The sequence below is a fragment of the Neobacillus massiliamazoniensis genome (assembly GCF_001048695.1).
Taxonomy (GTDB): Bacteria; Bacillota; Bacilli; order Bacillales; family Cytobacillaceae; genus Neobacillus; species Neobacillus massiliamazoniensis.
In genome coordinates, this window is the sequence record NZ_CVRB01000002.1 from 324,384 (window position 1) to 345,781 (window position 21,398).

Here is a 21,398-nt window from a genome sequence, read left to right on the forward strand (position 1 = left end):
AAGCTTAGTAAGGAAATGGATAAAAGAATAATATAATAGACAGTAAAATTCCAATTAATAAAGCTGTATAATCTTTTGTTCGTACCTGATATACCGAAAAGGAAGTACGCTCATCACCCGGTGTATAGCAGCGTGATTCCATTGCTAGAATAAGATCCTCCGCTCTTGTAAAAGCAATATTAAATAAAGGAATAATAATTGGAAACATATCCCTTGTCCTTTGAATGATTCTCCACCAGCTTCCAGTACCGAAGTCTGCTCCCCTTGAAGCTTGGGCCTTCATCATTTTCTCCATTTCCATTGCAAAAGTCGGCACGAAACGAATCGCAATCGTGATAATCAGTGAAATTTCATGAACAGGAAATTTTATTTTTTTCAAAGGACTTAATAGACTTTGAATCGATTGCGTTAACTCTGTGATGGAAGTCGATAAAGTTAGGACGCTACTTAGAAAGATAATTTCAATAAAACGAACCGCCGAAACAATGACTAACCGAATACTTTCACTTGTTATTAAAATGAAACCATAGTGAAAATACACTGTTCCACCTGAAAAAGCAGATCCTTGGAAAAGTAGCTGTAATATGGCCAAAATAATGATAAACGGAATCGCTGGTTTGACTCCCGATAACCCGTAGCTAAACGGTATTTTTGATGCCCAGAAAAAATAAATAGAGATAATAAGACCTATTGCATTTCCTAAATAAGACGTATTAAGGGCAATCGCTAATACAAGGACAATAAAAACAAATAGCTTTACTCTCGGGTCTAAACGATGAATAAAGGACCCAGTTGGGATATATTGGCCAATGGTAATATGTCGGGTTAACTCAAATTCGCTAGCCATGCTGCACCCCCTTATTACCGGATAAGACTTTCAAAATTTCTTCCGATGCCTCTGAAATGGTAAAAGCAGCAGTATTTACGTCAAACCCTAGGTCAGTCAAGCGATAGAGAGCTTGTACCGTTTCCGGTGTACCAATTTGATAGCGCTCCAGCTTATCTTTATCGGTAAAAATTTCTTTCGGTGTACCTGTTAAAACATCCTTTCCACCTGCCATCACATAAATACGGTCAGCTAAATAAGCCACTTCCTCCATATTGTGCGACACAAATACAACCGTTAATTTCTCTTCTTTATTTAAAAATTTTATTTTATCAAGCAGATCATTTCTTGAGCGCGGATCAAGGCCAGCGGTCGGTTCATCGAGCACTAAAATTTTTGGTTTTAATGCCAAAATGCCAGCTAAGGCAACCTTGCGTTTTTGCCCGCCGCTTAAAGCAAACGTCTGCCGGTCCTTCATTTCTTTAAAATCCAAACCAACTGTCTCCATCGCCCATTTAACCCGCTCCCTTACCTCCTTTAAAGGTAAGCCTAATTTAAACGGTCCATAGGAAATATCATCACCAATAAGTTTTTCAAAAATTTGATCCTCAGGATTTTGAAAAACCAGTCCGACCTTTCGGCGTAAAGATTTCAAATCGACTCTTTTCTTTGATAAATCCTCCCCATCAATGATCACACGACCAGATTCCGGCCTAATTAAACCATTGAAATGCTGAATAAGAGTTGATTTTCCCGAGCCCGTATGTCCGATGATCGCAATGCACTCGCCTTCCTCAACAAACATGCCTGCGCCCTTTAAGGCGACATGCTCCATCGGAGTCCCTTTCATATAGGTATGCGTTAAATTTTCTATTTCAATAATCGGCATTAAATCTCCCTCTTCGCGCCTTCTAACCTTTTTATTTCTTTAATAAGCTCATCTTCATGAATAATATCTTTTGAAAAATCTGAAAAGTTGTCGTGAACGTTTTCTGCCATTTGACTGACAGCCGGTACATCAAGCTGAAGTTCGGCAAGCTCTTGTTTATGTTTAAAAATCTCCCGCGGTGGTCCATCCATCACCATCCGACCATCCTCCACTACAATAATCCTGTCCGCCTCAGCCGCTTCAGTCATACGGTGCGTGACCGTGATGATCGTTATGCCCATGCTATTCATTTTCCTCATGACCTGAAGAACTTCTTTCCTGCCAAAGCTGTCTAGCATGCTCGTGGATTCATCGAAAACAATACAGTCAGGCTGCATGGCAAGGACCCCGGCGATAGCGACCCGTTGTTTCTGTCCTCCCGACAGATGATGCGGCGGACGATTGCGAAACTCAGCCATTTTGACAACATGAAGAGCTTCATCTATTCTTTTTACCATTTCACCCCTTGGGACTCCAAGATTTTCAAGTCCAAACGCCACATCTTCCTCAACGATTGTTGCGACGATTTGATTATCAGGATGCTGAAAAACCATCCCAACTGCTTTCCGAATGTTTCTCTTATTTCGTTCATCTTTCGTATTCAAACCGTGAACCCATACATCTCCCGAATCGGGATGCAAGATTCCGTTAAAATGCTTCGATAGTGTCGATTTTCCCGAACCGTTATGCCCGATAATCGCAACATATTCTCCTGGAAAGATGGAGAAAGAAATATCTTTTAAAACAGGACTTATTGTTTTTTCATTTATTTTATAGGAAAATGACACATTTTCCATGCGAATAATCGGATCCATTTTTCCTCTTCCTTTTTAGGTCATTCTTTACACGCTTTATGATTTTATCAAGGAAAATAAGAATTAGGAAGTTATTCCTTGACCAAGTCTTTAATTCTTCTAATTTTATCTCCTTGAATAGGATTTCGAAAATCTCCGTCGATTCTTACGGCAGAGCCAAAATGATATTCAGATGCATGAAGTTCTTGGTGAATGGTTTCGATATTCGCCGGAGAAAGTCCTGAACCTGGCATAATCACTGGATAATTTGAAGAATGCTGCGATTCTTTTATCATTCTTTGCAATGTTTCAATCCCCTCCATGGCAGTAGGTTCGCCACCAGAGGTCAGAACTGAATTCACTTTAAATGGTGATTGACAGAGCATTTGATAAAGCGTAAGAGCATTAGGCTGGTCAATAGCCCGGTGAAACGTGACATCAAGCCCCTTTGCTTCTTCCAGGACCATTGCCAGCATGTCAAAATCAATCGCCTTTTTTTCCGTAATAGCACCAAAAACGATCCCTGCAGCCCCAAGCTCACGAATCACCCGAATATCCTCTCTGATCGCCATCCACTCTTGTTTTCCATAAACAAAAGAATAGCTGTGCGGCCGGACCATTACCATGACTGGAATGTTCACAGCATTAACCACCGTTTTAATCGTTCCAAAGCTTGGCGTCAGCCCGCCTTCCCCCATTGCTGAAACCAATTCAAGGCGGTCAGCACCATTGGCCTCAGCTATTCTTGCATCTTCGTCATTTAACACAATTATTTCAACTAAACTCATTTCATTTCCCTCTTTACATTTGTTGTACCAGAAATTCTCTGGCAGCCATCTTGTGCTAATTATATCAATTGAGTGAGAATGAACACAAATTGAGTTTGATTAGATTTTTTTTGCGATAAACGTGGTAAGACCCTCAATAGAAATGGCAAATATAATAGATTGACGCTGCGTCCACCATAGATTAAAATACATCTTTGTGAGTATTAAACGTGGTTCGAGAACCTCCCACGGAAAAAAACTAAGGAGAACTGAATATGAAAATCAAAACTATTGTTGGAAATGGAATTGTCGCGGCACTATACATTGCCATTTCAGCGATCATTCAGCCGTTTGGCTTTACGAATATCCAATTCCGTGTTTCCGAGATGTTTAATCATCTCATCGTTTTCAATAAAAAATATTTTTATGGAATTATATTAGGTGTTTTTCTCACAAATCTATTCTTTTCACCAATGAAAGCATATGATCTGATTTTTGGAGTTGGTCAATCCATTATTGCGCTGCTCATTTCAATAGTAGCCGCCCGCTTTATCAAAGGTATTTGGACTCGAATGGCCATCAATACTTTAGTCTTTACAGCAACCATGTTTTTCATTGCACTTGAGCTTCATTTGGCGTTTGGTTTACCTTTCTTATTCACTTGGTTAACGACAGCAATTGGTGAATTTGTCGTCATGGCAGTCGGAATGCCAGTTATGTATTATATCAATAAACAAGTAAATTTCGAAAAAATAGTTTAGCTTAAAAAGCACGCTGATCGATTTGATCAGCGTGCTTTTGTTTGTTGCATTTATTTTAGTATTAATTCCTAACCTTGATAGAGGCTGTTATTCCGACTCCTTCAGAAAACGACAAATCTACTTGCAAATCCTCTGGAATGAATTGATGATAGTCTCGCAAATAGACAGCAATCGCATCAATCACGTCTTGCTCATTGTATCTAATTTTCCGACCATAGAGGTCAGCAGTGGCAGCGAAGCCGTGAGAAGGATGAAACTCTAAATCCACATCCACTTGTTCTGGGCGTGCATTTTCCCTAATGCCAGTAAAAACACAAACACTATCTACAACGTCTTGTTCATTAAATAATAGCTCCATCGTTTACCACCTTAATATCTTCTTCTTGTGAAGATCCTTTTTATTATAGAGATAATAATCACGATCATGAGAATATCTACCAAGAGCCCCAAAAAGGAAAAGCCGTAGGAACCATAATATCCAGATGGTCCATAATAGTGACCGCCAAATGGATGGAACATATGTCCAACAAATGTCCCTGCCCCAAATGCCGCAGCGTGACTCCAAAAACTTCCACCACGGGAAGGTTGGTTGTAACCGTTTGTCTGATAAGAATTGGACGGTGTTCTTTTCACACTGCTTGATGGTGATTTATAGCCAGAATGGTACGACCCGGAATTGCTATATGAACTGGTCCTGCTATGTGAACTAGTACTGGAGCTATGCCCACTAAACCCACTTGCACTAGCAAAACTCGGTAAAACGAGTGAAAACATAAGCATGAAAACCAAAAATAATTTTTTCACGAATAAAACTCCTTTCTTTTTGAAATATCACTATTATATTACAAAAAACAAAAAAAGGTACAAAATAAACATTTTGTTAATATCTATTTAATAAATCCGTTAAAATTTATTAACAATTCGATGTGAATTTACACTAATTAAGAAACTTTTTTACATTTTGGAGTTAAATCTCAAAATGGCGGAATGGCATTTTGGCTTGGGAATATTGCTACGGCAGTCATCTTTGCACTTGCTCATTTGCCGGCAATTTTTCAAATGAAAATAAAGGTCACAAATACAATTCTGATTTATTCCAATAGCATGAACATTATGGTAGGATTATGCTGTGGTTGGTTGTATTGGACTCAAGGGTTTGCTGCAGCCGTTCTGTGCCACATACTATTTCATCTTGTTTGGTATGTTTTTGAAAAAAGAAATAAGGCGACTGGACCCTACACGATTCATTTAAGTGAGGACTGACGCCGAATAATTGAAGGGAGAGAAATCATGCTGCAACGTCCAAATCAAAGTGAGTATCCTGAGTATTATGTTCCCTATCTTAGCTTAGTGCAGGAAGGAAACCTCCTACAGATTCTAGAGGAGAATCTTACTGAGATTGAGGAGCTTTTTAAAGGGATATCAGAAGAAGATGGGCAATTCCGTTATGCTCCAAATAAATGGAGCATCAAAGAAGTACTCTGTCATATGGCAGATACTGAAAGAGTCATGGCCTACCGCCTGTTACGAATTGGCCGAGGAGATCAGACTCCATTGGCAGGTTTTAACGAGGGACATTTTGTCGAAGGATCTCAAGCGAGTCAACTTCCGATTCAAAACATTCTCGATGACTTTGTTGCAGTAAGAAAAGCCAGCATCACTCTCATCCAAAACATGCCTAATGAAGCTTGGACAAATATAGGCCAGGCAAATCAAAAAGAAACCACCGCCCGTGCTTTCGCCTACATCATCGCTGGGCATGCTATGCATCATATGAAACCGTTGAATGAAAGATACTTTGTCAATTTAAAATGAGAAAGTCGTTAGGGGAACATCACCTTTTTCGATATTTTTTACTTGCAAACATACGTTCTATTATATATAATAATATTGTTGGCAATAATTAAAGATGTGCCAAGAGTAAAAAACACTAAAAAACAAGGAGATGTTTATTTATGTCATTGCGTTTGATTCCCTATTTAGTGATGGACGGAAATGCAAAAGAAGCAATTCATTTTTATGAAAAAGCATTAGGTGCCCAAGTACTCTTTGCTCAGTCTTTTGGAGAAATGCCAGAAAACCCTGAATTTCCTATACCAGCAGATGCAAAGGATCGTGTATCCCATGCAACACTTAAAGTGGGTGAAACAGAATTAATGCTTTCTGATACATTCCCAGGTCAACCGTCTCAAAGCGGAACCCAGGTGACTATCTGCATTACTACGAACGATGCTGAAAAAGCAAAACAAATGTTTGAAGCATTAACTGATGGTGGCCAAGTGACAATGCCGCTTCAAGAAACCTTCTTTAGCCCAGCTTACGGTAATTTAATCGACAAGTTCGGTGTAAACTTCCAAGTATTCACTGAAGGTCAACATAAATAAAATGAAAAAACAAAAACCGCTCCTGAAGCAGCATTTGCGACATGGGCGGTTTTTTTTCAGACTTCTATAATCGATAGTTTGAAATGAATTTTAAAAACTCTTTTTGCTTGGAATGATCATACTTCATAACGGCATATGTATTGGCTTCAGGCAAGTTGATGGAGTGACAATTTACCTCTAACAATCTACCTTCTAATAACTCCCTTCTGACCGTTGATGTTGGCAGGAAAGATACGCCTAACCCCTCCGCAATAAACCTTTTCGTGATGTGAACTTGGGATACCTTCATCATTCGTACACTTGGGTACCTACTTTTTATAGCTCTACACAGATTATCCCAATACCCTGGATGATTGTGGGTTAAAAGATAGTTGGTGGTCAATACTTCTTCTTCATCTAATGGAGGAGCTGACTCAGCATCTTGGCCGTCATGTGTGGTAACCAAAATGACTGAATCCTTATATAAAAGCTCACAAATCAAGTCTGGATTACTGCTATTTAGGCAGGATAGGCCTAAATCGACCTCTTCCCTTAAAACGGCTTGTTCAATATCAATCGATTCAATGATTTTGATTGTAATCTCAACATCTGGATGTTGGTTTGTATAGCTTTTTAAAACGAAAGGTAAGATGGTATCTGCGATAAGGGGTGAAATCGCAAGCGATAATTTGCTTGTATAGCCTTGACTAAAGGAATGTAAATCCTCAAGACCATTTTGATAAACCTCTAGCAATCTCTTAGCATGAACTAAATACCGTCTACCCTCTTCGGTTAGTTTTATTTTTTTCCCATCCCGATGAAATAACTGGACTCCAAGCTCTTTTTCTAATTGTTTAATATGCACGGTCACGGAAGGCTGTGAAATATATAAAAGCTCGGCTGTTCTCCGGAAATTACCGCAATCCGCAGCTGTTATAAACGTATTTAGCCACTGAAATTCCATTTTCTCCTCCTTATTAATAATATTAAACAATTGCTTTAAAAATATTTAATTTTCTTAATTGTGTTTATTTTATAAAATTACATCAAGAATTGAAAGGGGAGATTTTAATGATTCAGAAAGGCTTAAAAGGAATTGTTGCAGCAGAAACATTGATTAGTCATATAGACGGGGAAAATGGTCAATTATTTTATCGGGGTTATGAAATTAAGGAAATAACGAAGAGTTTTTCTTTTGAGGAAATCGCTTATCTGCTCTGGTTTGGTAATATTCCTGGCGAAAAACAAGTGAAAGTTTTAAAAGATCAATTAAAGTGCAACCGTGATTTACCGGAAAATATGAAGATGATTATGGACCAATTTCCAACAAACATGGATTTCATGAGCGTCATTAGAACGGCTGTTTCGGCTGAAGGTGGTAATGCCGATTATATCTGGAAGCCGACGACTTCCCAGGCGATTAGGTTAACCGCCCTGGTGCCAACCATTATCGCCTATCGAAAAAGACAATTAGAGGGGCAACCATTCGTTCCCCCACGAAATGATTTAGACCATGTCGCAAATTATCTTTATATGTTAAATGGGGAAGTGCCTTTGCCTGCACATGTAGAAGCACTAGAAACGTATATGATTTTGACCCTTGAACATGGCATGAACGCTTCCACCTTTTCGGCAAGGGTAACGGCTTCCACTGAGTCAGATATAGTATCCGCTGTCACTTCAGCCATTGGGACAATGAAAGGACCACTCCACGGCGGAGCTCCATCAGGAGTTATAGAGCTTTTAGATGAAATTGCTTTAGATGGCGATGCTGAAAAAGTGATGAATGAAAAATTAATGAGGGGAGAAAAATTAATGGGATTTGGTCACAGAGTTTATAAAACACGTGATCCAAGGGCCATTTCTTTAAAAGTAAAAATACAGGAACTGGTTGGGGAGGATCCATGGCTTGACCTCGCCATAAATGTAGAAAACACCGCAGTCACCTTATTAGAGAAACATAAGCCCGGCCGCTCCCTTTTCACCAATGTAGAATTCTATGCCGCAGCCATCATGAAAGCAATAAACATGGATGCAGAACTATTCACACCAACCTTTACCGCAAGCCGAATGGTCGGCTGGACAGCACACGTCCTAGAACAAGCCGAAAACAATACCCTCTATCGCCCACAATCAAAATATATTGGAACTTTTAAATAAATTTGGTGTCAATTTTGGTGTCAGGCACCGTTCGTGGACATTTGTACACGTGCGGTGGACAGTCAGAGTCACAGGCGCATGAAGAGCACCTGTGACTCTGTTTTTCAGCCCATCTTGGTTCGCGATGTTGCCGGCTGGTATTTTCTCATTGGACTATTTTCAAGAACTTCTTGCAGGTATAGATTGCCTTTCGGACTGGTTTTCTTAAGTAGTTCCATCAAGTATGTAATATCATCCATGGCTCTATGGGTTTGATAGTTCGTGATTTGATGAGCTTCCAAAAGGGTAAGAAGTTTGCCGTTTGGAAAACCATATTGCTTCCACGGGACATTTCTCATCGTACAATACCATTTCAAATCATTGACCTCAGGATACATATGGTAAAGAAAGCTGCGGTCAAAGGAGGCATTATGGGCAAACACAGATTCTGCGCGATGGAAATAGGTTTTTATTTTTGTATCATAAAAGCTTTTTCCTCTTACCAACTCGTAAGGAATACCGTGCACTCTATAGGCACGGTCGTAATTTCTTTTTGCCGAATCTGAAAGCGGCTCGCGTAAGAATGAATCCTCTTCAAGAATATCGAGTATCTCACCGGAATCCGTACGATACGAAAAAAGCTTTAACGCCAGTTCAATCACTTCATCTGATGTGGGTCCTAAACCAGTCGTTTCTACGTCCAAAATCAAACCTAATTTATCTGGTTTCCGCAAATTAATCACCTTTTTATCCTTAAGTTTGTACATATTATAACAAAGCTTAACTTAATAAAATATCACTGTCTTCCTTTAAAGCTCAACTTTCTCTAAATGGGACAACAATTGATTATGTAAGTTTAACAGTTGGTTAACATCTTTATCTTCCATTTTCTCCAACGCTAAAATCATTGCGCGATAGGAATAGGCATTTTTTATGGATTTATTTGAAACTTCTATTCCTTCAACGGTCAAAAACAGATTTACTTCTCTTCGGTCGTCACTTGATGGCTGACGTTTTACGTATCCAATCTCTACCAGTCCGTCGACATTTATACTGACGGTGCTTTTGGATGATTGCAGCTTTTGCGTTAACTCTTTTAGAGTTAATCCAGGGGTAGAATTAAGGTGATTTACTATTCCTAACTGCAACAATGAGAGGCCTAAGCTTTCTGCATTTTGCTGTGTGAATTTTGTCGTTGTTTTGGTTACAGCTAAAAAGGATTGCAATACTTCTACTGCCTTTTTTACATTTTCATCATTGTAATCCATTAGAATGTCAACTCCCTCTTGTTCAATTGTTCATTATCGAACTGTTCATATATGAACTAATTTATCAAAAGGGAGCTATTTAAGTCAAATTAAAGCAATGATGAGTACAACTAATTAAGTTTTTCACTGTCTTCTAGATTTCAGATCGCTTAGAAATTCTAAGCGACCGGTTTTTGTTTTCTATCAGTTTTTGGTAGATTATAAGCTTCTTATATAGATAATCAATTTTGCAGTTTTTCTATTTTGAGTGACATGAACCCTTTTAAATCAACCTTTTTTATTTCTTGGGAAGTACATAGTGTGTTGAATATTGTCTCTCCAAGTATGGACTGCCTGTTTTTGAAAAACGCAACCGGCGCTTTGGTCCTTTCCCCCACGACATATAGGTTGTAATCGAAGGCTTCAAATTTTGTTCTTGAGCATACTTCCGCAGTGCAGAGAGGATTTTATTCAATTTTGAGAGGTTCCCAATCGTCACTCTTTCCAAATTTGTAATTCTATTAAAGCGCCAGTCCTCTACTTGCTTCGGGGTTAACCGTTCCATTTTCACTAAGAGGTCTACAGGACTTAAATAGCCTTTTTCATGTAGTAGCTGTGCAGCACAGGAATAAACTCTATTTTCTATGTCTTTTGTTGTCATTTCGATTCCTTCTGTTTTTTTAATTTATGCAGCAATTCCCTTCAAAAAAGCCCTCATTACAATCTCAAGACTTTCATCCAAATCCAATGATAACTTAAATCCCCCTCGTTGTTCTAATGATGAAAATCCATGTAAAATACTGCGGAACCCTCTAACGGCATGTAATGAGTAATCCCCTTCTAAGTTGAAAGCCTTTAGCACACGAATGGTTAAGTTAACGATTTTCGCCCCAGCACGCTGGACGTCCTCATCCTCTGGGTCGGGCGCAAATAATGTCGCCTCATAAATTCCTGGATGCTTCCTAGCAAAATTTACATAGGCTTTACTAATAGCAATTACAGCTTCGGTGCCTGACACCCCAATGGCTGCATTTGCTAATTCCTCATTGATCCGTTCTATAGCGTAGATGGCCAACTGCTTCCTCAATCCTGGCAAGCCGTCAAAATGGTTATATAATGAAGGCGGGCGGATCATTAGTTTTTTTGCTAGGTTTGCCAGGGTGACCTCTTGCATTCCATATTGATCGGCCAGTTCCCCCGCCGTTTCTAGAATCGTTGCTAAATCGAGTCCAACTTTAGGTCTAGGTGACATTACTTTAACTCCTTTAATTTTTGCTCAAAATTTGCGATTGCTTGCTCCATTACCGCAACGGGATTTTCAATCATTTCTCCATGACCGACGGCGAGAAGCTCAGGCTGATAGCTAACCAATTTTCTAGCACTCTTTACCGCCGTTTTCTTACTCCAAGTACCGAACGCCGGAAATGGAAACCACGGTTTTACGTCTCCCGCTACGGCAATCCCTCCTCTAGTTTGCATCGCATCTCCGGCAATGAGGGCATTGGTTCGTGTATCAAAAAATGACATCGAACCAGGAGTGTGCCCAGGTGTTTCGATTGCCTTCAATGAACCAACCTGATCCCCTTCATTCAACAATATATTAGCTCTTGTTTTTACTTTTTTCGGAACGGCGCCTTTAATCGGTACTTGATCCTCATTTGTATCAAGCGAACGATCGCCGTTCATAAGCCGGTTATCCCGAAGTGAAATATATACTGGTACATCGGGAAATGTTTCTTTGATCGCATCAAGTGCTCCGACATGATCCTCGTGAGCATGTGTCAGAACAATTTTAGTAATTGGTTTGCCAATTTTTTCAGCCGCCCCCAAAATTCCCTTTGCACTAAAGCCAAGAGCCGCGTCAATCAAGGTTAACCCATCCTCTTCCTCGACTAAATAGCAATTAACCGGAAAAACATTAGCCATGAACGTTACTTGATACAAAAAACCTTTTTTAATCAATCTCATTATCATCCATCCCCTTTTAACTAATGTTGTTAGTTTTATTATAACTAATGATATTAGTTATAACAAGAATTTTTTTCCATAATTTTAAAAAATATTTGTACTCCATGGATGTAATAAATTGTTCATATCTTTTTTGCAAATATGTGAATTAATGTATAATTTACACTAATTTAAAAATTAGTTTGTTATATTAATAGTGTAATAAATATTTAAAACTTATTTACTAAGGGGTGTTTCAAATGGTAGTGAATTGGTTAAGACAAAGCAAAGTTTCCGCTGGTATTTTAACTGTCCTTCGGTTATATCTCGGGTATGCTTGGTTAACAGCTGGTTATCATAAGCTGGCGGGCGGATTTGATGCAACAGGATATTTAAAAGGAACTATTGCCAATCCAGTCAAAGGGCCTGACGGCAGCATCCTTTTTGGTTGGTATGTAGATTTCTTAAAACATTTCGCTTTGCCAAATGTAGACATCTTTAACATAATTGTACCTGTTGGAGAATTCTTAGTTGGTTTAGGCTTGATCTTTGGATGTTTAACAACTGCAGCCATGTTCTTTGGACTCCTTATGAACTTCGCTTATTTATTTGCCGGTACCGTTTCTACAAACCCAATGGATATTTTACTAGGTGTTATCATTCTATTTGCAGGTTATAACGCCGGCCGCATCGGTCTTGATCACTGGGTAATCCCATTCCTTCGTAAAACTCCTTTTAATGATAAGGATATTAATGATAAGAATATTAATGGTAAGAAACCAGTCAATCAATTCAGCTAATCACATTCAAAACCGTCTCAAACTCTTCAAGAGATTGAGGCGGTTTTTTGTATTATTTTGTAGAAATTTGAAGAATTATTGAAATTATGCTCCTATAATTTGTATAATTAATTATTACGGATCATTTTTTAAAGAAATAGATATGGGGGTGGATACCATGACAAACGATGTCATTATTCAATTTAAAAATGTGACGAAACAATACGATAACGACCCACCTGTTCTTGGTGATGTAAGCTTTGAGATTGAGCGAGGGAAATTCTACACCCTGCTTGGGCCTTCAGGGTGCGGCAAGACGACGATTCTAAGGTTAATTGCCGGATTTACCGAGCCATCAATTGGAGAGATTTATTTTAACAATAAAAATATTAACCATGTGCCAGCAAATAAACGCCAAGTGAATACAGTTTTTCAAGACTACGCCCTCTTTCCTCATTTAAATGTGTTTGAAAATGTGGCGTTCGGGCTGCGAATCAAGAAATTAAAAAATGCGGAAATAACAGCGAAAGTAAAAGAAGCGCTCAGCTTTGTCAATCTTGCAGGCTATGAAAATCGCGAAATCCGCGAAATGTCTGGCGGTCAGAAACAGCGTGTAGCCATTGCCAGGGCGATTGTTAATGAACCAGAGGTCATTCTCCTCGATGAGCCATTGTCTGCGCTCGATTTAAAGCTGCGGACAGAAATGCAGTATGAATTGCGGGAGCTGCAACGCCGCCTTGGAATCACTTTTATCTTTGTCACTCACGACCAAGAGGAAGCACTGGCGATGTCCGATGAAATTTTTGTCATCAACGAAGGAAAAATCCAGCAAAGCGGCACGCCGACAGACATATATGATGAACCAATCAACCGTTTTGTCGCTGATTTTATAGGGGAGTCAAATATTGTAAAAGGTAAGATGATGAACGATTACCTTGTTGAATTTGTTGGCAGAGAGTTTGAATGCGTCGACAAAGGCTTTAACGAGAATGAAACAGTCGAAATTGTCATCCGGCCTGAGGATTTGGAGATCACTGCTTTGGATCGCGGCAAGCTGCAAGTAAAGGTTGATTCTCAACTGTTCCGCGGAGTTCATTATGAAATTTGTTGCTACGATAAGGACGGAAATGAATGGCTTGTCCATTCCACGAAAAAGGCAGCCGTTGACACTGAAATCGGGCTGTATTTTGATCCCGAAGCAATCCATGTCATGCGCCTTGGGGAGACAGAGGAAGAGTTTGACCGTCGTTTAGAAACATATGTGGATGGGGCTTCACACCATGGAAAATAAGCTAACCCGCCACCTATACAAAATCCCTTATTTGCTTTGGATTCTTCTTTTTGTCATTGTGCCAATTTTTCTCGTACTCTATTATTCTTCCTTCGATATTGAGGGGAAATTTTCGTTCGTCAATTATCAAAAGTTCTTTACGCCTGTCTATTTACAAATGACGCTCAGCTCATTTTGGTATGCATTTCTCATTACGGCGATTTCGTTGTTGATTGCCTACCCAACAGCCTACTTATTAACGAAAACACAGCATAAGCAGTTATGGCTGTTACTTATTATTCTGCCTTCTTGGATTAATTTATTGTTAAAAGCTTATGCCTTCATCGGTATTTTTGGTACATATGGGTTGGCGAACAGCTTTTTAAAAGTAATCGGCATCGGTCAGCAGCAAATATTATTCACCGATTTCAGCTTTATATTTGTCTCAGTTTATATTTTTATTCCCTTTATGATTTTGCCGATTTTCAATGCGTTAGATGAATTGAACCCAACCCTTTTAGATGCGGCCAATGATTTAGGTGCTTCCCAGTGGACGACCTTTCGCCGAGTAATTTTTCCATTGACGATTGACGGAGTGAAGTCGGGTTGCCAGGTCGTGTTTATTCCAGCACTTTCATTGTTCATGCTGACGAGATTAATCGCAGGGAACCGGGTCATTACGCTTGGCACAGCGATTGAACAGCATTTTCTCGTGACACAGGACTGGGGCATGGGTTCAACAATTGCCGTCTTTTTAATCATCATTATGGTTCTTTTTATGATTGTGACGAATACCCGAAAGCGAGGTGTGTAAAGTGGATAAGAAAATTTCACCTTTATCGAAACTATTTTTGTTTATGATTTTTCTAGTCCTTTATGCACCGATTCTCTTTCTAGTATTCTTTTCTTTTAACAGCGGGGATACGATGTATAGCTTTAAAGGTTTTTCGTTAGAATGGTACAAGGAGCTTTTTCATGATACGAGAATCCTTATCATTGTTCTAAATACAGTGGTGGTAGCACTATTATCGGCCCTTTTTTCCACTATCTTCGGAGTAATCGGTGCTTTAGCCATCCATTCGGCGAAAAAAAGAAAAACAAAGAATACTTTGTTATCATTAAACAATGTCCTAATTGTCAGTCCAGATGTCATTATCGGGGCCTCATTTTTAATTTTATTCACGATGGCTGGAATTAAACTTGGATTCTATTCGGTGTTATTGTCCCATATTGCTTTTTGCATTCCAATTGTGGTCTTAATGGTCCTTCCAAAATTAACTGAGATGAGTCCGACACTAATAGACGCAGCCCGGGACTTGGGAGCAAGCAGCTGGAGCGTATTGACGAAGGTTGTTTTACCGTTCATTACACCCGGCATTTTCGCTGGCTTCTTCATGGCGTTAACCTACTCGTTTGATGATTTTGCTGTGACCTTTTTCGTAACCGGTAATGGCTTTACAACTCTCTCGGTTGAAATTTACTCGATGGCACGGCGGGGAATTTCCTTAAACATTAACGCTTTGTCTACAATACTATTCCTATTTACAATGCTGCTTGTGGTGATTTACTACTTTATTTCCCAGCGCACTAAGCTTACTGGAATGGGGGCGAGAAAACGATGAACAATCTTGTCCGTTTTTTTCTGATTATTGCACTGACATCGGCTGTGCTCCTTTATTCGATTTCTCGGTTAAACACCTCACAGGGCTATTCCAGCGGTAATACACTGACAGTTTTTAACTGGGGTGACTATATTGATCCTGATTTAATCAAACAGTTTGAAAAAGAAACAGGAATTAAGGTCATTTATGAAACATTTGATTCCAATGAGGCGATGTTGACAAAGATCGAGCAGGGAGGAACGACTTACGATATTGCGATTCCTTCTGAATATATGATTGATAAAATGAAAAAGGAGAATTTGCTCCTTCCATTGGATCATTCTAAACTGCCAAACTTAAAAAATATTGATGATCGTTTTATGGATCTTCCATTTGATCTTAAAAATAAGTATTCGGTGCCTTACTTTTGGGGGACGGTGGGAATCGTCTATAATTCAAAAATGCTCCACGGGAAAAAAATTACGAGCTGGAATGACCTGTGGAGCCCTGATTTAAAAAATGAAATTCTGTTAACTGACGGTGCCCGCGAAATCATGGGGATGGGACTAAACAGCTTAGGCTATTCTTTGAATGATACCAATAAAGAGCATTTACTAGAGGCAAAGGCAAAGCTCGACCAGCTTACACCTAATGTAAAAGCGATTGTCGGGGATGAAATCAAGATGCTGCTTGCCAACCAAGAAGCCTCCATTGGAATTGTTTGGTCAGGAGATGCTTCAACAATCATGTCACAGAATAAAAATTTGGATTATGTCGTCCCTAAGGAAGGTTCGAATCTGTGGTTCGATAATATGGTTATCCCAAAAACGGCCAAGCATATCGATGCAGCACATCAATTCATCAACTTCATGCTCGATCCAAAGGTGACTGCGAAAAACACCGAATACGTCGGCTACTCCACACCTAATAAGGCAGCCCTTAAATACATGCCAAAGGACGTCGTGAACGATGAGCGGTTCTACCCAGCACCAGAACTAACAAAAAAACTAGAAGTCTACAAAAACCTTGGCAAAAAGAACCTAGCCTACTACAACGAACTCTTCCTGCAATTCAAAATGCACAGAAAATAGGGTTTATTTCGTTGGTGTCAGGCACCGTCCGTGTACATTTGTATGCGTGAAGTGGACAGTCTCGATTTTTCAGTTATAAATAGAAAAAAGCACCTCAATCCTCGGGCTGTTTCCGTGGATGATACGCTCCCCTTAAGGTAGACAGGTTAAAAAATAAAACCTTGTTTATCTTAGGGGGAGTTTTTGTGTCCAAAAATAAATTCTCTAAAGAATTTAAATTAGCCATTATCAATTCTTGTAAAGAAGGAAAACTTTCTATTAGAGAAATCGCTTCTATGTATAGTGTGAATCGTAAAACAATATATGAATGGGTATATAGGTATGAGAATTACGGGATCGAGGATCTTGAACAATCTAGATCATGGAAATCATATTCTAAAGAGTTAAAACTATCAGCTATACATGATTACTTATCTGGGCAGTACTCTCTTAGAGAAGTGACGAGGAAATATAAATTATCTAGTAATTCAATTTTGAGATTATGGTTACGAAAGTATAATAGTCATAGAGAAATAAAAGATACTTCGAAAGGAAAGACGATCTCTATGACAAATGGGAAAAAAACTTCACTAAACGAGCGAATCCAAATTGTTTTATATTGCTTAGAACACAATAAAAACTATCAAATGGCGGCAGAAACCTATGAAGTTTCTTACCAACAAGTCTACCAATGGGTTAAAAAATATGAAGCTGGTGGCGAAGAAGCTTTAAAAGACAAACGAGGAAGAAATAAGGAAGAACAAGAATTAACACCAGAAGAAAAGTTCAAACTTGAAATGAAGCGACTTGAAAGTGAAAATGAACGATTGCGAGCTGAGAATGCATTTTTAAAAAAGTTAGAGGAACTCGAAAGGAGGAGACTTTAAGCCAAATTCGATCAGCTGATAAGTACATTGTGATTCAAGAACTACATGAAAAAGAGAAGTTCTCCATTTCACTTCTATGCAAAATTGCTGGAATTGCCCGCTCAGCTTACTATAAATGGGTACATCGTACCCCTACTGCTAGAGAATGTGAAAATGAAGAAATCATCAAAGAAATGAAAATCCTTCATATGCAAGTAGAAGGTATTTATGGTTATCGCCGAATGAAGTTAAACATTAATCGTAAGTTTAATCAACGTTTTAATCACAAAAGAATTTATCGCTTAATGAAAGTTGTTGGGTTACAGTCGGTTATTCGTAGAAAGAGAAAGCGATATATTCATTCAACGCCTCAACACGTCTCTAAAAATATATTAAACCGTGAATTTAAAGCGATTAAGCCTAATGAAAAATGGGTTACAGATGTGACCGAACTGAAATATGGAGCTTCTAAGAAAGCTTATTTAAGTGCAATTTTAGACCTTTACGATGGTTCAATTGTTAGCTATGTAATGAGACATTCAAACAATAATGAACTAGTGTTTAAAACATTAGATCAAGCAATTACTGCCCTAATTGATGAGCAGCCATTAATTCATAGCGATCGAGGGTATCAATATACATCACATGGCTTTAAGAGAAGAATTGATGAAGCGAATATGACACACAGTATGTCACGTGTGGGAAAATGTATTGATAATGGCCCCATGGAGTCTTTTTGGGGAACATTCAAATGTGAAAAATATTATCTACATAAGTATTCATCTTTTGAGGAATTAGGTACTGCGGTTGATGAGTACATAAAGTTTTACAATCATAAACGTTATCAAGAACGATTAAACGGCCTTAGCCCTATGGAATATAGGGCCAAAGCCGCTTAATCAATTTTTATTATTTCCACCGTCTACTTGACAGGGAGCAGTTCAGGATGGAGGTGCTTTTTCACTTTTATGGAAACTGTTTTAGTCTATTAAATCTACGGAACTTCCGCTAGTTTCTGACTGTCAATAAACTAGTAAAATTATTAAACACAATTGTCCGTTCACAGCAAATAATTGTATGAAATAATTGCTTCAAGTGCGGTGATGATTTCCTTTTCTTCCCCATGCTTGCTTGCGGCTTCCTTTTCGACGTAATGATTGATTCCCTCTTCTAATTCACCTTCTTTTTCGACAACGACATTTAATATGGACGCGGTCTTGATCCCATTTAATCCCCCGATCACAAAAAGTGACGCCGTCTCCATGTCAGATGCCAAAACCCCTTTTTCTGACCAGTACTTGTCAATGTCCCGTTCTTTATCAGTATAAAAACTATCATGACATCTGACAATGCCTGTGTAATGTTTGGCTCCGTTTCTTTTTGCTGCCTTTATGACATGAAACAACAAATCAGTGTCTGGGATTGCCGGATATGCTTTGTTAATATAGGCATAAGAGGCTCCATCATTTCTTACGGCACCAGATGCAATGACCAGGTCACCTAAGCGTAAGTGTGGTTGCAACGCACCACAGCTACCGATTCGGATCATTACTTTCACACCGACATTCTTAAGTTCCTCCACCGCGATACCGGCAGATACCCCGCCAATTCCTGTCGAAGTTACAAGTACGGGGACTCCTTTATACGTTCCTTTGATCGTTTTATATTCTCTGTTGTAGGCAAGTTCTCTAGGTTTCTCTAAAAATTTGGCCACTTCATCTACTCGGCCCGGATCTCCAGGCAGTAAAGCGTACGGTGCACTATGTTCATTTCCAATTCGGATATGAGGCTGTAAACGATTCTCCATTTTCATTCCCCTTTTTTCAATAGTTTCTGAAATGTAATTTAGGTAGAACAATAGAAAATGAGCTTATTTATTTACTTTATTTTATCAAAATAAAAATATTCAGTCATTTATTTTATGGAAATATTGGGTTTATATGGTTCTGATAACTCGAAGTGCCTGACACCCATTTTGGGTGTCAGGCACCTTTATTGTTATTTGATCCTTATTTTTTCTTGCCCATTGATCCAGGCAGGGAAAAAAGCTATTTCAAGGGAAAGTGGGTTTGCAATGTTTTGAAGGTCCTGAATGTGAATTCCAATATCTAATGATTTTACATCGATATTTGAACTAGACTCTTTTCTAAGTTGATTTACTTCTTTACCGTTTCCATCCTTAATTGTCCCAATAGGATCAAAGTAATCTTTTCCAATTATTCTCATTTTTAAGTTTATTTGATCTTTACCCACATACAACGAGCTAAATAGATTCTCGTTAGGCTGCTTGAGAATTTTCTGGTTTTTCGTATCAATGACCACCATAGCTTGATCCTTGTCAAGGGCTTGAATCTTATTAAGAACCAAATACAGTTCTTTCGGCTCACGGAAATAATTACTTTGCAAATAGATGATGGATTCATCATCAGATATCTTGCTGGCTGTTATACCGTTCGCAATTTTATTCCACGTTTCCCCATTTTCATCGACCAGACAGATATCGTCAAAGTTTAAAAGTTTTTTCGTATTATTCTGGTCCATTTTTACATGGACTGCGATTCTAATCGGATAGATGGTTGCGTCAATAAAGGTTATTTTCTGCCCTTCAATGGTAACTGCTTTATTTATTTGGTAGGTCTTTGTCTCCTTTATCTCTTTTTTAAGCTCGAATGGAATGGCAAAGGATTCTGTCTGTTCAGCCCCTCTAACTTTGGCTTTAAGCTCTAATGTTTTGGTTTGTAATGGACTTTCAAAAGATAATTCTAGTGATCCATTAAAGGTGGATTTTCCATCCTTAGAGGTTTGGACTCCCCTTCCATCGTCAGAAGCTGTACCCCAATTGATCTTTTCACCATCCTTTCCAAATAGCTTTGGATCTTCGACTCGAAAAGTATTAACCTTTTCTTTCGATTCCAGCTTGTAAAATAGAACTAAATTTTTTTCATCGGCAATCGCTCCTTCAATTGTGAATTTCATGCCATTTTTTTCTTGAGAAACGCCGATTTTTTCATAGTAATCATTTTCAATCGCAAGCATCTTTCCTTTATCGTCTCGAATGAGATCGACGATTTTTTCCATTCCGGGAATGACTTTAATATAGTCCGCAAAGGCGGGAGAGAGACGAATGGTTGTGAAAAATCCAACAAGAACAACGGCCGCAGCTAGTAAACTAATGATCCACTTTCTCCTTCGATACTTGCGTTTTTCTTCTGCTTTAGCTTTTTGAAAACCTGCTAAAATTGCATCGTCTAACGCCTTATCCGGAGTTTCAAGGTGATCAAACAAATTTTTATAGTCGGCAAGCTTTTCCTCTTCCTTTTCAAACATGGATGTCACCACCTTTATCTTCGAGTTTATCGCGAAGTGCTTTTAATGCTTTGTTCAGCCACGTTTTAACCGTACCTTCAGGACATTGCATCGTGCTGGCAATTTCCTTAATTTTCATGTCATTAAAATATTTTAATGTCAATATTTCACGGGACCTGTCATCCAGGCCCAGCATCGCATCCTTTAATTCCATTCGAGTGTGATTTTCGGATATCCCTTGAATATTAATAATTTCTTCATTTACAACAACCTGCTTTTTCTTTTTCAGCTGATCATTGCAATAGTTAATCATGATGCGAATGAGCCAGGTTTTGAAATAGGCGGATTCCTGAACAGTTTGTATATTTTTATATGCTCGATAAGTTATCTCTTGGATCGCCTCAATCGCTTCTTCTTCATTTCGTAAAAAAGAAAGGGCTGTTTTATATAAATCCATTTTATAGAGCTGGATCAGCTGCAAAAAAGCCTGGTCATTACCGTTAATGGCCTCCTCGACTAATTGTTCATTAGAATTCACGCATACATCCCCCCTGACTCCTTTCTATCTACCTATTAGACTTAGGAAGAGGCAAAAAGTTTTCAAAATTTGGCATTTTTATGAAAATACTTAGTTTCATTTGCGAAAACTCCGGTTTTATTTGCAAAAAAGCATAGAGCGACTTTACTGTCGTTTAGTTGAATAAGAAAAAACCTTATATGTACGTTTTTATCCA

Annotated in this window: 26 protein-coding genes and 1 riboswitch; of the genes, 11 read left to right on the top strand and 15 right to left on the bottom strand. The window is 38.7% G+C overall.

Features of this window, described 5'->3' with window-relative positions:
• Positions 1–4: 4 nt before the first annotated feature.
• From BN1082_RS09490 to BN1082_RS09505, 4 genes are all read right to left on the bottom strand, one after another.
• A complete protein-coding gene (locus BN1082_RS09490) occupies positions 5–847 on the bottom strand; it encodes an energy-coupling factor transporter transmembrane component T family protein (protein ID WP_090633704.1) in 843 nt (280 codons plus the stop codon).
• Positions 840–1,715, bottom strand: a complete 876-nt coding sequence (locus BN1082_RS09495) for an energy-coupling factor transporter ATPase (RefSeq protein ID WP_090633706.1) — start codon at positions 1,713–1,715, stop codon at positions 840–842. The genes BN1082_RS09490 and BN1082_RS09495 overlap by 8 nt, the downstream gene beginning before the upstream one ends.
• A complete protein-coding gene (locus BN1082_RS09500; protein ID WP_090633708.1) occupies positions 1,715–2,569 on the bottom strand; it encodes an energy-coupling factor transporter ATPase in 855 nt (284 codons plus the stop codon). The genes BN1082_RS09495 and BN1082_RS09500 overlap by 1 nt, the downstream gene beginning before the upstream one ends.
• Before the next feature lie 71 nt (positions 2,570–2,640).
• Positions 2,641–3,336 carry a copper homeostasis protein CutC gene (locus BN1082_RS09505; RefSeq protein WP_090633709.1) on the bottom strand — a complete coding sequence of 232 codons (696 nt, stop codon included), beginning with the start codon at positions 3,334–3,336 and terminating at the stop codon, positions 2,641–2,643.
• Between the two features lie 203 nt (positions 3,337–3,539).
• A riboswitch (PreQ1 riboswitch) is annotated at positions 3,540–3,584 on the top strand.
• Positions 3,585–3,590: 6 nt separating this feature from the next.
• On the opposite strand from BN1082_RS09505, the gene BN1082_RS09510 reads away from it, so the two are divergent.
• Positions 3,591–4,076: a QueT transporter family protein gene (locus BN1082_RS09510; protein WP_090633712.1), complete on the top strand. Its 486-nt coding sequence runs from the start codon at positions 3,591–3,593 to the stop codon at positions 4,074–4,076.
• Between the two features lie 61 nt (positions 4,077–4,137).
• Here the strand turns inward: BN1082_RS09510 and BN1082_RS09515 are convergent, their stop codons facing one another.
• On the bottom strand, positions 4,138–4,434 hold the full coding sequence (locus BN1082_RS09515; protein WP_090633713.1) for a DUF2653 family protein: 297 nt from the start codon (positions 4,432–4,434) through the stop codon (positions 4,138–4,140).
• A gap of 11 nt (positions 4,435–4,445) precedes the next feature.
• Positions 4,446–4,880 carry a hypothetical protein gene (locus tag BN1082_RS09520; RefSeq protein WP_090633715.1) on the bottom strand — a complete coding sequence of 145 codons (435 nt, stop codon included), beginning with the start codon at positions 4,878–4,880 and terminating at the stop codon, positions 4,446–4,448.
• A gap of 183 nt (positions 4,881–5,063) precedes the next feature.
• Here BN1082_RS09520 and BN1082_RS09525 point away from each other — a divergent pair, with 183 nt between their 5' ends.
• From BN1082_RS09525 to BN1082_RS09535, 3 genes are all read left to right on the top strand, one after another.
• Positions 5,064–5,339 carry a CPBP family glutamic-type intramembrane protease gene (locus BN1082_RS09525; protein WP_090633717.1) on the top strand — a complete coding sequence of 92 codons (276 nt, stop codon included), beginning with the start codon at positions 5,064–5,066 and terminating at the stop codon, positions 5,337–5,339.
• Positions 5,340–5,366: 27 nt separating this feature from the next.
• Positions 5,367–5,891: a DinB family protein gene (locus BN1082_RS09530; protein WP_090633719.1), complete on the top strand. Its 525-nt coding sequence runs from the start codon at positions 5,367–5,369 to the stop codon at positions 5,889–5,891.
• 140 nt (positions 5,892–6,031) lie between these two features.
• Positions 6,032–6,460 (top strand): VOC family protein, encoded by a 429-nt coding sequence (locus BN1082_RS09535; protein WP_090633721.1) that lies wholly within the window; start codon positions 6,032–6,034, stop codon positions 6,458–6,460.
• Positions 6,461–6,524: 64 nt separating this feature from the next.
• On the opposite strand, the gene BN1082_RS09540 is transcribed toward BN1082_RS09535, so the two are convergent.
• Positions 6,525–7,403 carry a LysR family transcriptional regulator gene (locus BN1082_RS09540; RefSeq protein ID WP_090633723.1) on the bottom strand — a complete coding sequence of 293 codons (879 nt, stop codon included), beginning with the start codon at positions 7,401–7,403 and terminating at the stop codon, positions 6,525–6,527.
• A 107-nt stretch (positions 7,404–7,510) separates the two neighbouring features.
• On the opposite strand from BN1082_RS09540, the gene BN1082_RS09545 reads away from it, so the two are divergent.
• Entirely contained in the window at positions 7,511–8,599 is a 1,089-nt protein-coding gene (locus tag BN1082_RS09545) for a citrate synthase/methylcitrate synthase (protein ID WP_090633725.1), read from the top strand.
• A gap of 104 nt (positions 8,600–8,703) precedes the next feature.
• On the opposite strand, the gene BN1082_RS09550 is transcribed toward BN1082_RS09545, so the two are convergent.
• From BN1082_RS09550 to BN1082_RS09570, 5 genes are all read right to left on the bottom strand, one after another.
• Positions 8,704–9,345 (bottom strand): exonuclease domain-containing protein, encoded by a 642-nt coding sequence (locus BN1082_RS09550; RefSeq protein ID WP_245640374.1) that lies wholly within the window; start codon positions 9,343–9,345, stop codon positions 8,704–8,706.
• Between the two features lie 42 nt (positions 9,346–9,387).
• Positions 9,388–9,846, bottom strand: a complete 459-nt coding sequence (locus tag BN1082_RS09555; RefSeq protein ID WP_090633729.1) for a MarR family winged helix-turn-helix transcriptional regulator — start codon at positions 9,844–9,846, stop codon at positions 9,388–9,390.
• Between the two features lie 277 nt (positions 9,847–10,123).
• Positions 10,124–10,486, bottom strand: a complete 363-nt coding sequence (locus tag BN1082_RS09560) for a hypothetical protein (RefSeq protein WP_090633731.1) — start codon at positions 10,484–10,486, stop codon at positions 10,124–10,126.
• A gap of 24 nt (positions 10,487–10,510) precedes the next feature.
• Positions 10,511–11,077, bottom strand: coding sequence for a TetR-like C-terminal domain-containing protein (locus BN1082_RS09565; protein ID WP_090633732.1), 567 nt, complete (start codon positions 11,075–11,077; stop codon positions 10,511–10,513).
• The gene (locus tag BN1082_RS09570) at positions 11,077–11,793 is read right to left on the bottom strand and encodes an MBL fold metallo-hydrolase (RefSeq protein ID WP_090633734.1); all 717 of its coding nucleotides are present in this window, start codon (positions 11,791–11,793) and stop codon (positions 11,077–11,079) included. The genes BN1082_RS09565 and BN1082_RS09570 overlap by 1 nt, the downstream gene beginning before the upstream one ends.
• A 239-nt stretch (positions 11,794–12,032) precedes the next feature.
• On the opposite strand from BN1082_RS09570, the gene BN1082_RS09575 reads away from it, so the two are divergent.
• The 6 genes from BN1082_RS09575 (at position 12,033) to BN1082_RS09600 (ending at position 18,257) form a co-directional block, all read left to right on the top strand.
• Positions 12,033–12,572: a DoxX family protein gene (locus BN1082_RS09575; RefSeq protein ID WP_090633735.1), complete on the top strand. Its 540-nt coding sequence runs from the start codon at positions 12,033–12,035 to the stop codon at positions 12,570–12,572.
• Between the two features lie 157 nt (positions 12,573–12,729).
• The gene (locus BN1082_RS09580) at positions 12,730–13,842 is read left to right on the top strand and encodes an ABC transporter ATP-binding protein (RefSeq protein WP_090633736.1); all 1,113 of its coding nucleotides are present in this window, start codon (positions 12,730–12,732) and stop codon (positions 13,840–13,842) included.
• Positions 13,832–14,635 carry an ABC transporter permease gene (locus BN1082_RS09585; RefSeq protein WP_090633738.1) on the top strand — a complete coding sequence of 268 codons (804 nt, stop codon included), beginning with the start codon at positions 13,832–13,834 and terminating at the stop codon, positions 14,633–14,635. The genes BN1082_RS09580 and BN1082_RS09585 overlap by 11 nt, the downstream gene beginning before the upstream one ends.
• A 1-nt stretch (position 14,636) precedes the next feature.
• Positions 14,637–15,443: an ABC transporter permease gene (locus tag BN1082_RS09590; RefSeq protein WP_090633740.1), complete on the top strand. Its 807-nt coding sequence runs from the start codon at positions 14,637–14,639 to the stop codon at positions 15,441–15,443.
• A complete protein-coding gene (locus tag BN1082_RS09595) occupies positions 15,440–16,513 on the top strand; it encodes an ABC transporter substrate-binding protein (RefSeq protein WP_090633741.1) in 1,074 nt (357 codons plus the stop codon). Before BN1082_RS09590 ends, BN1082_RS09595 begins: the two co-directional genes overlap by 4 nt.
• Before the next feature lie 185 nt (positions 16,514–16,698).
• A protein-coding gene (locus tag BN1082_RS09600) for an IS3 family transposase (RefSeq protein WP_090633743.1) occupies positions 16,699–18,257 on the top strand; the annotation gives its coding sequence in 2 pieces (ribosomal slippage) (positions 16,699–17,341 and positions 17,341–18,257; 1,560 coding nt in all).
• A 161-nt stretch (positions 18,258–18,418) separates the two neighbouring features.
• Here BN1082_RS09600 and BN1082_RS09605 read toward each other — a convergent pair.
• The 3 genes from BN1082_RS09605 to BN1082_RS09615 form a co-directional block, all read right to left on the bottom strand.
• The gene (locus BN1082_RS09605) at positions 18,419–19,165 is read right to left on the bottom strand and encodes a nucleoside phosphorylase (RefSeq protein ID WP_090633745.1); all 747 of its coding nucleotides are present in this window, start codon (positions 19,163–19,165) and stop codon (positions 18,419–18,421) included.
• 191 nt (positions 19,166–19,356) lie between these two features.
• A complete protein-coding gene (locus BN1082_RS09610; protein ID WP_090633747.1) occupies positions 19,357–20,685 on the bottom strand; it encodes a DUF4179 domain-containing protein in 1,329 nt (442 codons plus the stop codon).
• Positions 20,678–21,202 (bottom strand): sigma-70 family RNA polymerase sigma factor, encoded by a 525-nt coding sequence (locus tag BN1082_RS09615; RefSeq protein ID WP_245640375.1) that lies wholly within the window; start codon positions 21,200–21,202, stop codon positions 20,678–20,680. Before BN1082_RS09615 ends, BN1082_RS09610 begins: the two co-directional genes overlap by 8 nt.
• Positions 21,203–21,398 lie beyond the last annotated feature (196 nt).

Excerpts from the sequence above, each read along its gene's own strand:
- BN1082_RS09490 (WP_090633704.1), bottom strand. The coding sequence starts at position 847 with ATGGCTAGCGAATTTGAGTTAACCCGACATATTACCATTGGCCAATAT.
- BN1082_RS09495 (WP_090633706.1), bottom strand. The coding sequence starts at position 1,715 with ATGCCGATTATTGAAATAGAAAATTTAACGCATACCTATATGAAAGGG.
- BN1082_RS09500 (WP_090633708.1), bottom strand. The coding sequence starts at position 2,569 with ATGGATCCGATTATTCGCATGGAAAATGTGTCATTTTCCTATAAAATA.
- BN1082_RS09505 (WP_090633709.1), bottom strand. The coding sequence starts at position 3,336 with ATGAGTTTAGTTGAAATAATTGTGTTAAATGACGAAGATGCAAGAATA.
- BN1082_RS09510 (WP_090633712.1), top strand. The coding sequence starts at position 3,591 with ATGAAAATCAAAACTATTGTTGGAAATGGAATTGTCGCGGCACTATAC.
- BN1082_RS09515 (WP_090633713.1), bottom strand. The coding sequence starts at position 4,434 with ATGGAGCTATTATTTAATGAACAAGACGTTGTAGATAGTGTTTGTGTT.
- BN1082_RS09525 (WP_090633717.1), top strand. The coding sequence starts at position 5,064 with ATGGCATTTTGGCTTGGGAATATTGCTACGGCAGTCATCTTTGCACTT.
- BN1082_RS09530 (WP_090633719.1), top strand. The coding sequence starts at position 5,367 with ATGCTGCAACGTCCAAATCAAAGTGAGTATCCTGAGTATTATGTTCCC.
- BN1082_RS09535 (WP_090633721.1), top strand. The coding sequence starts at position 6,032 with ATGTCATTGCGTTTGATTCCCTATTTAGTGATGGACGGAAATGCAAAA.
- BN1082_RS09540 (WP_090633723.1), bottom strand. The coding sequence starts at position 7,403 with ATGGAATTTCAGTGGCTAAATACGTTTATAACAGCTGCGGATTGCGGT.
- BN1082_RS09545 (WP_090633725.1), top strand. The coding sequence starts at position 7,511 with ATGATTCAGAAAGGCTTAAAAGGAATTGTTGCAGCAGAAACATTGATT.
- BN1082_RS09550 (WP_245640374.1), bottom strand. The coding sequence starts at position 9,345 with ATGTACAAACTTAAGGATAAAAAGGTGATTAATTTGCGGAAACCAGAT.
- BN1082_RS09555 (WP_090633729.1), bottom strand. The coding sequence starts at position 9,846 with ATGGATTACAATGATGAAAATGTAAAAAAGGCAGTAGAAGTATTGCAA.
- BN1082_RS09560 (WP_090633731.1), bottom strand. The coding sequence starts at position 10,486 with ATGACAACAAAAGACATAGAAAATAGAGTTTATTCCTGTGCTGCACAG.
- BN1082_RS09565 (WP_090633732.1), bottom strand. The coding sequence starts at position 11,077 with ATGTCACCTAGACCTAAAGTTGGACTCGATTTAGCAACGATTCTAGAA.
- BN1082_RS09570 (WP_090633734.1), bottom strand. The coding sequence starts at position 11,793 with ATGAGATTGATTAAAAAAGGTTTTTTGTATCAAGTAACGTTCATGGCT.
- BN1082_RS09575 (WP_090633735.1), top strand. The coding sequence starts at position 12,033 with ATGGTAGTGAATTGGTTAAGACAAAGCAAAGTTTCCGCTGGTATTTTA.
- BN1082_RS09580 (WP_090633736.1), top strand. The coding sequence starts at position 12,730 with ATGACAAACGATGTCATTATTCAATTTAAAAATGTGACGAAACAATAC.
- BN1082_RS09585 (WP_090633738.1), top strand. The coding sequence starts at position 13,832 with ATGGAAAATAAGCTAACCCGCCACCTATACAAAATCCCTTATTTGCTT.
- BN1082_RS09595 (WP_090633741.1), top strand. The coding sequence starts at position 15,440 with ATGAACAATCTTGTCCGTTTTTTTCTGATTATTGCACTGACATCGGCT.
- BN1082_RS09605 (WP_090633745.1), bottom strand. The coding sequence starts at position 19,165 with ATGGAGAATCGTTTACAGCCTCATATCCGAATTGGAAATGAACATAGT.
- BN1082_RS09610 (WP_090633747.1), bottom strand. The coding sequence starts at position 20,685 with ATGTTTGAAAAGGAAGAGGAAAAGCTTGCCGACTATAAAAATTTGTTT.